Genomic DNA, 13,357 nt, shown 5'->3' on the forward strand with positions numbered 1-13,357 from the left:
GCACCTGTGTGTGGATCATGTGCACATGTTACTGTCGATTCCACCTAAATATGGGGTGGCAGAAGTAGTGGGCTATTTAAAAGGAAAAAGCGCTATTGAGATAGCGAAACATTTTGAAAAAGTTTGTAAAATAACAGGAGCGAGTTTCTGGGCGAGAGGATATTTTGTAAGCACGGTAGGAGTAGGAGAACGGGAAATTCGGCTCTACATAGGGAACCAGGAAAAAGAAGACAGGAAGGTGGAGCAGCTTAAGCTGCTGTAATTCGCCGTAGGCGAATAGCAAAAACCGCTTTGAGCGGTTACCGCGTTTCAAGCCCCCGGCTTTGCCGGGGGTTTTGACTGTCCGTGCGAGGTATATCGAGCTCAGCCCCATGCCGCACCCCAGGTCGAGCACGCGCATATGGGGAGAAAGGGGGATGTTTGCGGTCAGTTCTTCGGCGAACCTGACGCAATTGGGGCCCATCATGGTGGAGAGAAGGAAGTCGCGGTCGAACAACGGGTTGGATGCTGTTGATGTTGGCTGCATGTGGAAACTCCTGTGTAAAAAAGTATCCCTGCCTTATATCGGAAACGGGCGCTTTTGTGGTCCTCCTTCTCGCTTCTCAAACGAAAAAGCGCCGCAAGCGTGGGCCTGTGGCGCTGTCCGTCATGCCTGCCGCATGGAGGCAAGGATTTTATAGATGGTCTTGGCGGAGAGGTAATATTCTTCCGCCAGTTTGTGCACGGGAGCGCCGCCGAGATGTTTCTCGTACAGCTCCCTGTTCCGGGCGAGCCGCTCCCTGCGGGAGTCCGTGGCCTCGCCCCAAGCCCGTTTCCGTTCCGCCTTGCGCGGAATATACAGATACACCCCGTCGGCATATTGCTGGATCGCGTCCAGCAGTTCGCGGGGAAGTATCCGGTCGGCGTTGGTATAGCTCACTACCTTGCCCACTCCTTGCATGAATTTTCATGTGAGGATGAGCAAAGGCCGCCTGCTTCAATCTTCAGCTCGTCGCGCAGCAGCCTTTGCTACGGGCGGGCAAGATCCTCTGCTTTCGTAAATCCGTTTGTCATACAATGTATCCTAAAAAGAGCGCACGGTATGCGCGGTGGGTTTGCCGCCGTCGGTTGCGGCGGATGTTGAAACAAGGAATGCACTTCATGTTTTCCGTATGTCAGGGCACGGCTCCCGCTGCGGACGGACCTGATCCGCGGCGCCTCCGCCTTTTCTGACGGAGCGGGGCACCGGGCAGGGTGAGGATGCCTCCGTTTCCGTCACAATGGACATGGTTCTCTCGGAACGGAAACGCCGGAGGGCTGGCAAGGCGAGACAAACAGCGCTGTGCCGGACTGGGGAGGGATGGGCTGACCGGCGGTCATCTTGAAGGTGCCTTTTGGGTTTGTACCGGGCTACCCGCCACCCGTCAACACGGCTTGGCCGTGGTGGTTGAGGACGCTTCTCTTAGGCGGGAAACCCGATCCTCCGTGCGGGGTGCCGGGAGGCTTTGGGGGTGGCTTTACCGCCTCCAGACGCTTTCGGCGGGCTTTCCCCTGGTGGAGATTTTTCTATAATTAGGAATCGTTACTTTTTAAAGGAGGCCCGCATACGCTGAATAAAGGGTCAGTGAGGCAGGATTTTTTTGATATTTCTAGAAAAAAATAATTCAATACTTAAGAAAAGTTATGCGTAACTAGCTGCAAATTGGCGGTTGACAGAATGGCCCTGATATGACTCGCCGGAGTATAAAAAAAGCTGAAAAATTTTTCATCCCGACGGAAGCCTTGTTTCCCGGGGCTTTTGAGGAGAGAGCTTTCGCTTGGGCATGTACAGGGGTGTTGATCCTCTTCCGGTTTGCGTTTACACCTTCTTCACGCAGAGAGACATCCCCCCGGACAAGCGAGGGTTCGCTGCCGTATGCCCCCGATATCGGGGTGAGCATATCAACCCTCGGATATTCAGAAAGTTTTGATAGTGGGTCTCCCCGGTTTAACGAAAGAGCGACGGGCCTCGTTGCTCTAAGGCGTCCTTTTTTGCGTCCCGATGGTAGGCAATCGGACGGCGGGTGGTTCGAAAAAGAACTTGTCGGAAAAGAGTGTTAGACACTGGCCCCGAGTCGCCGGATAGGCTATGCTGGATGTATGAATCTGTTTCCTTTCAGTAACAAGTACATATTGTTGCGAACTGCAAACAGCCTTTTTTTCTTGATTAAAGCGAGTGAGATGACGAATGGTTAGTTCTATCAGGAAACGTGACGCACGCATTGTTCCTTTTGACGTGAACAAGATCGCTCAGGCAATCTTCCGTGCCGCCAGCAGTCAGGGAGGGAAGGATTATGTCCTTTCGCTCAAGATAGCCGCCGAAGTGCTGGAGCGCCTCAATGAGCAGTTCGAGGACGCCATCCCCGATGTGGAACAGGTGCAGGATCTGGTAGAAAAAACCCTTATCAAGAGCGGCCATGCCCGCACCGCCAAGGCGTACATCCTGTACCGCCACCAGCGGACCAAGATCCGGGAAATGAACACCCGGCTCATGACCACCATCCGCGACCTCACCTTCAAGGACGCCAAGGACAACGATCTCAAGCGCGAGAACGCCAACATCGACGGCGACACCGCTATGGGCATGATGCTGCGTTACGGCAGCGAAAGTTCCAAGCAGTTCTACGAGATGTACATCCTCAACCCGAAGCACAGCCTCGCGCACAAGAACGGCGACATCCACATCCACGACCTTGATTTCCTGAGCCTGACCACCACCTGCTGCCAGATCGACATCAAGACGCTGTTCAAGGGCGGCTTCGGCACGGGCCACGGCTTCCTGCGCGAACCCAACGATATCCGCAGCTACAGCGCCCTTGCCTGCATCGCCATTCAAGCCAATCAGAACGACCAGCACGGCGGGCAGAGCATCCCGAATTTCGAATACGGCCTCGCCCCCGGCGTCGCCAAGACCTTCATCAAGGAACTGTGCCTGATCCTTGATCTCTACAATATGGAGAGCAAGGATGCTGTAAAGGCCGGGCTGCGCGCCTACATTGAGGAAAACGAATCCATCCTCGATGAAAAGGGCCTTGCCTTCGTCCGGGAGATCCTCACTCAGCACGCCCCCGCCCTGAACATCGACTTCGCCGTCAAGAAGGCCCTTGAGTACACCGAGAAGGCCACGTATCAGGCGATGGAAGCGCTGGTGCACAACCTCAACACCATGCACTCCCGCGCCGGAGCGCAGATCCCTTTCAGCTCCATCAACTACGGGACCGACACCTCCCCCGAAGGCCGCATGGTCATCCGCAACGTGCTGCTGGCCACCGAAGCGGGCCTCGGCAACGGCGAGACGCCCATCTTCCCCATCCATATCTTCAAGGTGAAGGAAGGCGTCAACTTCCGGGAAGGCGAGCCCAACTATGATCTGTTCAAGCTTGCCTGCCGCGTGTCCGCCAAACGCCTGTTCCCGAACTTTTCCTTCATCGACGCGCCGTTCAACTTGGCCTACTACAAGCCCGGCCATCCCGAGACGGAAATCGCCTACATGGGCTGCCGCACGCGCGTTATGGCCAACATGAACGATCCGAGCCGTGAAATCGTCAACGGGCGCGGCAACCTGAGCTTTACGTCCATCAACCTGCCCCGCCTCGGCATCCTTGCGGATCACAACGTCGACGCCTTCTTCGCCGAGCTGGACAAGATGGTGGATCTGGTCTTCGAGCAGCTTCTTGAGCGCCTCGAAATCCAGTCGTGCAAGAAGTGCAAGAATTATCCCTTCCTGATGGGGCAGGGCATCTGGATCGATTCGGAACGGCTCGGCCCGGACGACGAAGTGCGCGAAGTGCTCAAGCACGGCACGCTGACCGTGGGGTTCATCGGCCTTGCGGAGTGCCTCAAGGCGCTGATCGGCAAGCATCACGGCGAGTCCGAGGAAGCGCAGGAGCTTGGCCTCAAGATTGTAGGCTTCATCCGCGAGAAGGCGGACAAGAAGGCCGCCGAGACGAAGCTCAATTTCTCGGTGATCGCAACCCCCGCCGAAGGGCTTTCCGGCAAGTTCGTACGTCTCGACCGCAAGCGTTTCGGCTCCATCGAAGGTATTACGGATAAGGACTACTACACCAATTCGTTCCACATCCCGGTCTATTACAGCATCAGCGCCTACAACAAGATCCGTCTTGAAGCGCCGTATCATGCGATGACCAACGGCGGGCACATCACCTATGTGGAAGTGGACGGCGATCCGGTGAACAACCTTGAGGCGTTCGAGGATCTCATCCGGGCCATGAAGGACATGGGCGTCGGCTACGGGTCCATCAACCATCCCGTGGACCGTGATCCCCTGTGCGGCTACACGGGCATCATCGGCGACGTGTGCCCCCGCTGCGGGCGTCACGACGGCGAAGGCGTCGATATCGAAGTATTGCGCAAGATCAAGGGCTACATCCGCGACGTGCGTTCTGAAGAGGAACGCCTCGAAGCCGAGGACAAGATGCCCAATATGGTGATTTAGATGAATATTGGGGAGGGGAACCCTTCTGAAGAAGGACTTCCCCTTCCCAGCCCTCTCTCTTTCCCCTCCTAAGACTTTTGACTGGTGGGGAGGCCGCGCGGAGGGGTTCGTTCCGGCTGTTGGAACGGGTGAGTTTTTCCATCCCCGTTCGCTAAGAGGAACGCCTTGGATCAATTCGTATAGCTCGGGGACAGCCCAGCTGGAGCGGTTGAACTGGAATGCATTGAAGAGGCGCGTGAATGTCGCGCTGATGAGCAAGCAAAGTGCGGATACCCGCATTTTCCGATATACCCATTATTGTTAAACCAAGTATTGGAGAACGGTTCAATGAACACTGAAAGCAAGAAAGTTTTGGTTGGCGAAGGCGTGAAGTTTGAACGTATCCGTCGCATTACCGGATACCTCGTCGGCACCGTGGATCGTTTCAACAACGCCAAACGCGCCGAAGTCGAAGATCGCGTGAAGCATTGCAAGATCGGCTGCTGCGGTAACTAGGGTTCTTTCGTTTTGAAGCTGAAAAAGCTGTGAACAGGGATCCAATAAGCGCAGAAGCCTTTGGGAAGGGAGGGAAAAGCGTGGGGGTGCTCCCCCCTTTCTTTAGAAAAGCTTTTCCCTCCCTTCCCCAATTCTCCCTCGTCTTGGCGAAGTCAGAGGTTTTGGTATGAGCGACGAAATACGCATATCCGGCATCGTCGAGGAGTCCATCGTAGATGGGCCGGGCTTGCGCTACGTGCTGTTTACGCAGGGCTGCCCGCACCATTGCAAGGGTTGCCACAACCCGACGACGCACCCTTTCGACGGCGGGCGCATGGTTTCACCCGACTGGGTGTTTGCGGACGTGCGGAAAAACCCCATCGTGCGCGGGGTAACGTTCAGCGGCGGGGAACCGTTCGTACAGAGCGGAAAGCTTGCGCCGCTGGCAGAGCGCCTGCGCGCTGCGGGGTACAATCTGACGAGCTATACCGGGTATTTGTATGAGGAGCTGCTTGCGGACAGCCGGCATATGCCGTTGCTGCGCCAGCTGGATATCCTTGTGGACGGCCCCTTCATACTGGAGGAGAAGTCCTTGATCATCCGGTTCCGAGGGTCGCGCAACCAACGTATCATCGACGTGCCCCGCTCATTGGCGGAAGGCCGCGTGGTGCTCCACCCTGCTATGGATTGAGCAAAGCCCTCCTGAGATTTCGGGAGGGCTTTTTTTTATGTTTGGAAAGCCCTTCGGGGGGCGCGCGGACATCCTTGCTGGCGTAACTGGTATCTGTACGGATATACCGTTTATGCGGTAATCCGGGTGCGGAGAAGGGCTGCTCCATTGGTATGGGTGACGCGGTAGAAAATAAAGAAGACGGAACAGGCACGTCCCGTCTCCGGAGGATAGAAGGCAAGGCTTGCTGTGCGTGCCTGTTGAGTGCACATTGGCGGGGAGGGAACCTCCGGTGTTCCCCGTTGGTGGAGCTGTTGAGTCGCATTGACAGGAAATAAAGTATGTTCGAAGTGATGTTGATCGGCCTGCTTGTACTCGTGTTGATTTTGATCCCGTTGTGCATCGGTTTCGTGGCCATAGTCAGATGGATCATGCGCCGGACGCGCCGGGTTTCCGGACAGCCCCCGGTTACTGCGGCGGAGCCGTTGCCTCCTCCGGGGGCTACGGAGAAAGGGGTGGCCCGGACAGAATCCCTGACCGCCGAAGATACGTTCACGTTCGAAACGTCTGGAGAGCAGGGGGCTCCTTCAGAAAAGGCCCGAGAACCTCAGTTGCCCGTGGAGGATGTTGTGGAGACGCCGCACAATACGGACAAGGCCGTGTTGCAGGATCAATTGAAGGATTCGATGATGTTTCGTTACGCCGTCGTAGCGAGCATCGCACTGTTGCTCCTGATTCCGCTGTTGATGGTGGAAAGCCTCGTAGGGGAACGCTCGTCGCTGTACCGCGAAGTGGTGGCGGACATCAGCCGGACATGGGGCGGGCTGCAGCAGCTTTCCGGCCCGTATCTGCTGGTCCCGTATACGGAGCGTGTGGAGCGGGAACGCGTCGTGCCCGTCGAGGGAGGCAAGGACAGGCTGGTACGCGAAACAAGGCTGGAGGCGAGCTATTTCGTCATCCTGCCGTCGCGTCTGTCTTTTGACGCCACGCTTGATCCAGAATCCCGCCGTAGGGGGATATACAGGGCGCTGGTGTATACGTCCGAGATCGGTATTTCCGGGCAGTTTACATTGCCGTCCAGGGAAGCGCTGACCCGCATCGTCCCCGCGCTGGTTGATGTGGATTATGCCCGGTCTTTTGTAGTCACGGGCCTGAGCCACCCGAGTGCGCTCCGCGAGGCGAGCCCGTTCGTTTGGGCCGGTGTCCCGCACAGCGCCGAGCCGGGTACGCAGCCGTTCGAGAACCTTCCGTCCGGTTTCCGTGTTCCCATTGCCTTGAATGCGGGGCAAGGGACATTTGACTTTTCGCAGCGCCTGGCCTTGAGCGGCAGCGGCGGCATCCGGTTTGCGACGGCGGGCGAAACCACGGAGATCAAGGTGCGTTCGCCGTGGCCGCATCCGAGTTTTCAGGGGCAGGTGCTTCCGGCCTCTTATGAGACTTCGGACACGGGCTTCTCCGCGGTGTGGAGCGTGCCCTCATTGGCGCGCTCGTATCCGAACCTTGGCACGCTGCACACGTGGCCGAGGCATTTCACGGAGTTTGCCGTCGGCGTGGATCTGTACCAAGCCGGTACGCACTATAAGCTGGTGGAACGCTCGGTGAAGTACGGCGTGCTGTTCATCGGCCTGACCTTCCTTGCGTTCATTGTGTTTGAAATGGGTCTTGGGGCGCGGCTGCATCCGGTACAGTACGGCATCGTGGGGCTGTCGATGGTGGTGTTCTATCTGGTCCTGCTGTCGTTGTCCGAGCATCTGGCCTTTCTGACATCCTACCTTTCGGCGTCGGGATGCATTGTACTGATGGTGTCGTGCTATGTCGGTTTCGCCCTGCGGAATTATAAGGAAGGTATAGGGATAGGCGTATTGCTCGTGGCCCTGTACTCGTTGCTGTACACGATCCTGCAGATGGAGGATTATGCCCTGCTCATGGGCACGGCCCTGCTGCTCGTCATGCTTGCCGCCCTCATGGTGGTTTCCCGCAACCTTGCGAGGGGGAACAAGTAATATGGTATGAATGAGCTAAGGGCGGTATGCAGATCGTTTGAAACAATGATGCATTGAAAGAAGATGCCCGGCCTCAACATCATGTGATGACTCTCCCGGGGCTTCACGCTATATCCAGAACATCCCTCTTGACGCATGTCGGGAGGGATGTTTTTGGATTTTGGCTCCTTTTTTGTGGGCAGGGATCCGATTTCATCTTGTGCCACGGCCTAACCCCATGAGAGAGCACATTCCCATCGGTTTACCGTTTTCCAATATTGCTTTTCCGTCATGCTTCAATGATGTCCCATAGCCGTAAAGCCTTCTCTACCGCTTTTTGAGGCGTGAGATCTTTATCAGCACTGACAAAACGGCAAGCTGCGATAAAGACAGTCTCTTTCTTTTGGTTTTCCTCAATGCCGTAAAGCCGGATCTTTTCAGCGAGTTGGAGAGCATCTCCTGCCGCGTCGTTGAGTGAGAGCTCCGGGTAGTGGCAGGCGATTTCGCAAGCGCCGATCACGAGGCTTTTTTGTGGGATACCCATAGTTCCTCCTATAAAGAGCCTGGAGAGTTGTTTATCCTATTGTCATACCGTTTTCTTGTCATGGTATCTTTCTTTTGAAGAGAAGATATCCTGACATATATTAAAAAATCTATAATCATGGAAACATCGTTTGCGATAGCTAGTATAGAGTTGATAACCAACACATATAAAAAGATATTAACGATACAAGCTCTAATACGATGTGCAAAAGAGAATACTCCCAATGTATAAAAAAGAATGGACCTGATTGATCCTCGTGAAAGAGGGCATCCACTTCATTCACCTGTTGGGAGGAAAACAGCATGACGGATTTGGGGATGATGACGGGCAAGGCAGCACTTCGCCTCGCCAAGGAAGAAAGCGGCCTGACCAGAAATGAGATAGCGGAGCGCCTTGGCGTGTCACATTCAGTCACCAAGCGTTACTTCAATATAAACGATACGTATATGCCGAGCTTGGAAATGATTCCTCGATTGTGCTTGGCTTTGGGTAACGACATTTTGATGCGTTGGCTGGAGGCTCGTCTCCAAGGCGGAGAAAGCTTTTCGCGGGAGGAAATAGAGGAGGAGATGGTGCGTGCGGCGAATGCATTTGAAGAGTTGCGTACCCTCGTGAACGAAGACCCACCTCCTTCCGTGCGGGACATGCAGCACGCCGTCAACAGGCTGATTTTGGAATTGGGGTGCATTCAAGAGATATTGTCCGGGCATTCCTTGCACAGGAGCAGAGGGGCCTTGCCGTTATGCCCTTGGTGGAAGTTCTGGAAGAAATGACAAAAAAGGGACGTCCATAGCGTCCCTTTTTCTCCATCCCCCATTGATTGGGCTCTGTTAAGGTGGCATCCCTTTACCTTATGAATAAGCTTATCGTGCGGGCCAGTTTGCTCTCTTCCATCACCAGCGGTGAAGGACCGTCAGCGCTTTCCTCCGAAATAACGGACACACAGGATGGTCATGTCGTCCGAGGCGGTGTTGCCGTTGACATGGACGGACACATCGTCAAGCATATGCCGGAGCACACTGGCCGGTTCCCGTGATGGTGAGGAGGCGAGGGCACGGAACATCGCTTCGTTGGAATAGACGTCGCCTTCCGCGTTCATGGCCTCGTTCACCCCGTCGGTGTAGAGGAAGAGGGTTTCGCCGGGCCGGACCACGGTGCGAAGCAAGGTATAGTTCATGCCTTCCATCGCGCCGACCACAGGCCCGCTGATGCCTTTGAGCCATGCCACGCCGTCGTCGCCGAGCCGAAGCGGGGGATTGTGCCCGCCGTTGGCGTAGAGCAGTTCTCCGGTATCAAGATCGAGCACGCCGATAAACAGTGTGACGAACATGCACTTGGCGTTGTCGCGGGCGAGGTTTTCGTTGACCTCGGCCATGAGGTGCTCCGGCGAGGGGTGGGAACCCGCCCGAGATCGGATAAGGGTCAAGGTCATGCTCATGAACAATGAGGCGGGCACGCCCTTGTCGGATACGTCCCCGATGATGAAGCACAGGTGCCTGTCGTCGAGCATGAAAAAGTCATACAAGTCGCCGCCCACTTCCCGGGCCGGGACGAGGCTCGCCGCCAGTGAGAACCGCCCGGCGGCCACGTCCGGGGGCAGGGGCTTGGGCAGGAACCCCATTTGGATTTCGGTGGCGGCGCTGAGCTCACCTTCGAGGCGTTCGCGGCTGGACGTGGCCTCCATAAGCTCACGTACCCGTGACCGGAGTGTTTTATCCATGAACATCAGTGAATTGGCGAGGCTGGCAATCTCTCCTCCGTGTTTGCCGTCCGCGAGGGCGGCGAGCAGGGGCGTTGGCCGTGCGTCCTCCATGAAATCCTGTTCAGGGAGCTTGCGGGCGTAATCTCCGAGTTTCGCCAGCGGTGAGGTCAGCCGCGTGACCATAAGAAGCGCCACGGGCAGGATGAACAGCGTAGCGGCGAGGATGGCCGCGATGAGCAGAAACGAAAGCTGCTTGCCGGGCGCGCTGGCTTCGTCGGTGTAAACGACGCCTGTGACATACCAATCGAACGGCTTGACATGGCGCACGAAAAGCAGGGCGTCACGGGACGGCGCGCGCTTGATCAAGGACTGGATCGATGCTTCAACAGGATTTTCCGGTGTTTTCGAAGCATTGCGGATATCGGCGATAAGAGTGTTGCCTGTTTTGGGATTGATGCCGGAGAGGGTGGTGTTCATGCCTTCCGGCCCGATTACCGGGATACCTTTGGAGTCCGTGACGAACAGAAAACCCGAAGGCCCTATCCGTTGTTTTCCGAATTCATTTTTGAGCTCCCGGATGCTGTCTTCCTTGAGCCGCTGCTGATGCTCGTCGAGCTTGTCGATGTTGGCCCACAGGCCCACGAGCAGCCCTCCCTCTCCGGGAAGGTACAGGTGCGTTCCGTACAGCCGCTGCTTTTTGCCCCCGGCGTCCCACTGGACGAAACAGGTTGCGGGGAGGCCTTTTTCCGCAAGGGCTCGCATGGTGGGGCCCACGGGCCGGTCTTTGATGTCGCGGAGGAGGTAGGGGTTGTCGTCTTTCTCCAGATCGCCGCGCACGAGTTTGATCTCGCCGCTGGGGTCGATTGCCATGAGGCTGATCCCCTCGGGCAAGGGGAAATTTTGCATGATCTTAAAGCGCTCAGATGGATCATGCACCAGCGTGGTGATGAGTTTCGCCAGCCAGCTGAGGTTATGCTGGAGCGCGACGGCCTGATCCGCTTTGCTGCGGAACAGGATCTGGTAGCGATCCATCACGTTGAATGTCGCAAGGGCAACGGTATTCACACTGCTCCGGCGCTGCTCCTCCAGCATGGTTCTTTTCACGCTATACATGGAGAACAGGCCCACTCCGACAGCGAGCAGGATCAGCGACCCGGCGACGAGCAGTACCAATTTGTTCTTTGTGGACAGGATCATCGTTCGTCTCAGGGCTGGTTGCCACGGGCGCGCGCCCGCCTCGCCGGGTCGCCCCGATCCGGCGTTCTTTGTCTAACATCCTTTTCTTCGGGAAGGAATACGCGTTGTGCTCCTGGAAAGGAAACCCCGCTCATTTTCCGTTCCACGCCAATGCATGGAAAAGGCCGCATCCAAAAACACGGGCTCCGGAACACATTGGAATCTATTGTCCCTGCACACAAGTGTCAAACAGTGATGATTCCCTGTCCGGCGTTTTGGAATCCCATGTCCGTTTTTTCCGTCTTGCTCTTCTTCCTTTTCCTTTTCGCTGCCGGATGGTTGGGGAAAACAGGGCTAAGGAAATCGGGCGATTCCCGTCTTTCAGGAACATTTCGGCCTTATCGGTAGAGCTGTTGCGCCGCAGGGGAATCTGTGGCACCACCGGAACCCGTTCCGAAAGAGACACAGGAGCAGCCGGGAGTCCGATGTCCGGCCCTCCCGGGAGACGGCCCCGGAAGGGCCTGTCCCGGCGCATTAATGAAACGCCGCCATCGCAGCAGGAAGGAATGGCGTGGACGCATGGCTCGACTGGATCGGTTTTCTGGGTATTGCCCTTGTCGCAGGATGGTTCTTTTTCCGCAAACAGATGGCGGAAAACGAACTTACGGAGAGGGAAGAGGATGCACGGAAGAACGTTCCGCTTTTCTCCTCGGGCGAGGGGCTTGGCGGGCAGGAAGGGGATGACGGTGATGGCGATGGAGACGGGGATGGGGACGACTGAGCCCCGGCAGGCTTCGGCGGATCGCTGCGCGGCCCAACCAAGAAGTTTTCTTGAGTCAACAGAGTAGGGGCCCCGGCAAGCGTCCTGCATCCCTCAACATAACGAAGGCCCTCCCGGATACAGTCCGGAAGGGCCTTCGCGGTATCTTGCACGTCAGAAATCGCTATTCGCGCTCAAGCCCTTTCACGTCGATGCGGTATTTGCGGATCTTCGACCAGAGGGTACTCGGATTGAGGCCGAGGAGTTCGGCAGCGCCGTCCTGTCCGGAGATTTTGCCGTTGGTGCGGTTGAGCGCCTTGATGATATAATTGATGGTGACCTCGTTGAATGTCTGAAATGGTTCCGCATTGTCCTTGTTACGCTTGCTGTTCGGCTCCTGCTTGCTCTTTGGGGACGGGAGGTCAAAAGCGCGGTCGGAAGAATTTTCGGAAAGGATGTTCAGGAAATTATCGATAAAGACAGGCTGGAGGCAGGAACAGATATCGAGATGTTCTTGCGTATAGTTGTCCACACCCATCGATAGCACAACCATCCTAACGCTCGTTTCCCTCAGCATGTTAAACTTCAAGGGAATGTACACGGCCGATGTATCCGTCTTGTAGACAGAGCGGTGCACGTCGGCGTACGCACAGGTTTCGTGCCCGGTAAAGATTTTCAGATTGCAGGCGCCTTCGCTGAAAAAGTGTTTTTCAGTCCTCAACCGGGTCATGCTTTCCGGAGAAATGGCGAAGTGGTCGCTGATATTGATGGCGGGTGTTTTGTTACATTCGGCCAGTTTTGTAATGGAACCTTCCACTGATCGGAAAATGAACAAGGAGGAAACGGGCATCATCATAGAGAGGAATACCGCCGCCCTCTTCACGAAGAAGTCCAAAGACGCATCGGACAAAACAGAATTAATGAACTTTTTGAAGATTTCTTCAGGCGAGTACCTCATGGCTCAACCTCTTCCCCTATGCGCTATGTGTATTTCCTCCATTATAAGGTAACCAGCTTGAATGAACGTAGAAATACGTTTTTTACCCGTCTGGTCGCGTTCCGGAAGGGAACGATGGAGGAGAAAGATTATTCTTTTCGTTTTATAATAGACGGAAAAGAAAAACCATCTTTTTTCGTTTTTGTTTTATAAAGCGATATAGGAGGACTATTCTCTTTATAGAGGCATATACAACGTCATAGCGTCGGATAGTTACTTGTTTGCCTTTGTAAAATGATTTTATGTAGAGAAAAACCGTTATTTTAACGTGTATTCTTTTTCGGAAATCATATTTTTCTATTTTATTATAATAATAACATTATTTCATCTGCATTGACAAAAACAAGCAGGGAAGGGGCAAAGGCCGAAGCCTTTGCAAAGGCAAAAAACGATGTGCGAGGCAGTGTTTTTTTCGTTCATATTTTGAGAGCCCCTACCTCTTGGAGCATGTGTTTCTAGAGGGTTATTTCAGCGGTACGGTGGAATTCCATGGGGAGTTTGCCAAATCAGCAACGGCCGCTTTACCGCGTTCATGTTTGTGTACCCGGGGAGATGTTTTCAGCCGGGAGTGTGAAACC

General features: G+C 55.3%; 11 protein-coding genes and 1 pseudogene. 7 read left to right on the top strand and 5 right to left on the bottom strand.

Going from position 1 to position 13,357, the window contains the following annotated elements; genetic code table 11:
- The coding region (gene tnpA / locus T370_RS24385; protein WP_156034423.1) for an IS200/IS605 family transposase at positions 1-262 on the top strand (262 nt) is incomplete at its 5' end.
- A 57-nt stretch (positions 263-319) separates the two neighbouring features.
- Here tnpA and T370_RS24390 read toward each other — a convergent pair.
- Together T370_RS24390 and T370_RS0112675 are read right to left on the bottom strand one after the other, a co-directional pair.
- Positions 320-544 (bottom strand): annotated as a pseudogene (locus T370_RS24390) (SAM-dependent methyltransferase); the annotation flags it as partial.
- A 102-nt stretch (positions 545-646) separates the two neighbouring features.
- Positions 647-919 carry a CD3324 family protein gene (locus T370_RS0112675; RefSeq protein WP_005024788.1) on the bottom strand — a complete coding sequence of 91 codons (273 nt, stop codon included), beginning with the start codon at positions 917-919 and terminating at the stop codon, positions 647-649.
- A 1,287-nt stretch (positions 920-2,206) separates the two neighbouring features.
- Here T370_RS0112675 and T370_RS0112680 point away from each other — a divergent pair.
- The 4 genes from T370_RS0112680 (at position 2,207) to creD (ending at position 7,621) form a co-directional block, all read left to right on the top strand.
- Positions 2,207-4,474 carry an anaerobic ribonucleoside triphosphate reductase gene (locus T370_RS0112680; protein WP_029435931.1) on the top strand — a complete coding sequence of 756 codons (2,268 nt, stop codon included), beginning with the start codon at positions 2,207-2,209 and terminating at the stop codon, positions 4,472-4,474.
- A gap of 327 nt (positions 4,475-4,801) precedes the next feature.
- The gene (gene nrdD, locus T370_RS0112685; protein WP_005024786.1) at positions 4,802-4,969 is read left to right on the top strand and encodes an anaerobic ribonucleoside-triphosphate reductase; all 168 of its coding nucleotides are present in this window, start codon (positions 4,802-4,804) and stop codon (positions 4,967-4,969) included.
- A 166-nt stretch (positions 4,970-5,135) separates the two neighbouring features.
- Positions 5,136-5,639 (top strand): anaerobic ribonucleoside-triphosphate reductase activating protein, encoded by a 504-nt coding sequence (nrdG, locus tag T370_RS0112690; protein WP_005024785.1) that lies wholly within the window; start codon positions 5,136-5,138, stop codon positions 5,637-5,639.
- Between the two features lie 320 nt (positions 5,640-5,959).
- Positions 5,960-7,621, top strand: a complete 1,662-nt coding sequence (creD, locus tag T370_RS0112695; protein ID WP_029435932.1) for a cell envelope integrity protein CreD — start codon at positions 5,960-5,962, stop codon at positions 7,619-7,621.
- 268 nt (positions 7,622-7,889) lie between these two features.
- Here creD and T370_RS0112700 read toward each other — a convergent pair whose 3' ends face one another.
- Positions 7,890-8,144: a hypothetical protein gene (locus T370_RS0112700; protein ID WP_005024782.1), complete on the bottom strand. Its 255-nt coding sequence runs from the start codon at positions 8,142-8,144 to the stop codon at positions 7,890-7,892.
- Positions 8,145-8,446: 302 nt separating this feature from the next.
- Between T370_RS0112700 and T370_RS0112705 the strand changes: the two genes are divergently transcribed.
- Positions 8,447-8,917, top strand: coding sequence for a helix-turn-helix domain-containing protein (locus T370_RS0112705; protein ID WP_029435933.1), 471 nt, complete (start codon positions 8,447-8,449; stop codon positions 8,915-8,917).
- Positions 8,918-9,057: 140 nt separating this feature from the next.
- Here T370_RS0112705 and T370_RS0112710 read toward each other — a convergent pair whose 3' ends face one another.
- Positions 9,058-11,043, bottom strand: coding sequence for a SpoIIE family protein phosphatase (locus T370_RS0112710; RefSeq protein ID WP_029435934.1), 1,986 nt, complete (start codon positions 11,041-11,043; stop codon positions 9,058-9,060).
- Positions 11,044-11,593: 550 nt separating this feature from the next.
- On the opposite strand from T370_RS0112710, the gene T370_RS0112715 reads away from it, so the two are divergent.
- Positions 11,594-11,803, top strand: coding sequence for a hypothetical protein (locus T370_RS0112715; protein ID WP_029435935.1), 210 nt, complete (start codon positions 11,594-11,596; stop codon positions 11,801-11,803).
- A gap of 163 nt (positions 11,804-11,966) precedes the next feature.
- Here the strand turns inward: T370_RS0112715 and T370_RS0112720 are convergent, their stop codons facing one another.
- Positions 11,967-12,740, bottom strand: coding sequence for a helix-turn-helix domain-containing protein (locus tag T370_RS0112720; RefSeq protein ID WP_029435936.1), 774 nt, complete (start codon positions 12,738-12,740; stop codon positions 11,967-11,969).
- Positions 12,741-13,357: the final 617 nt, after the last annotated feature.

It is taken from the genome of Bilophila wadsworthia ATCC 49260 (assembly GCF_000701705.1).
GTDB lineage: Bacteria > Desulfobacterota > Desulfovibrionia > Desulfovibrionales > Desulfovibrionaceae > Bilophila > Bilophila wadsworthia.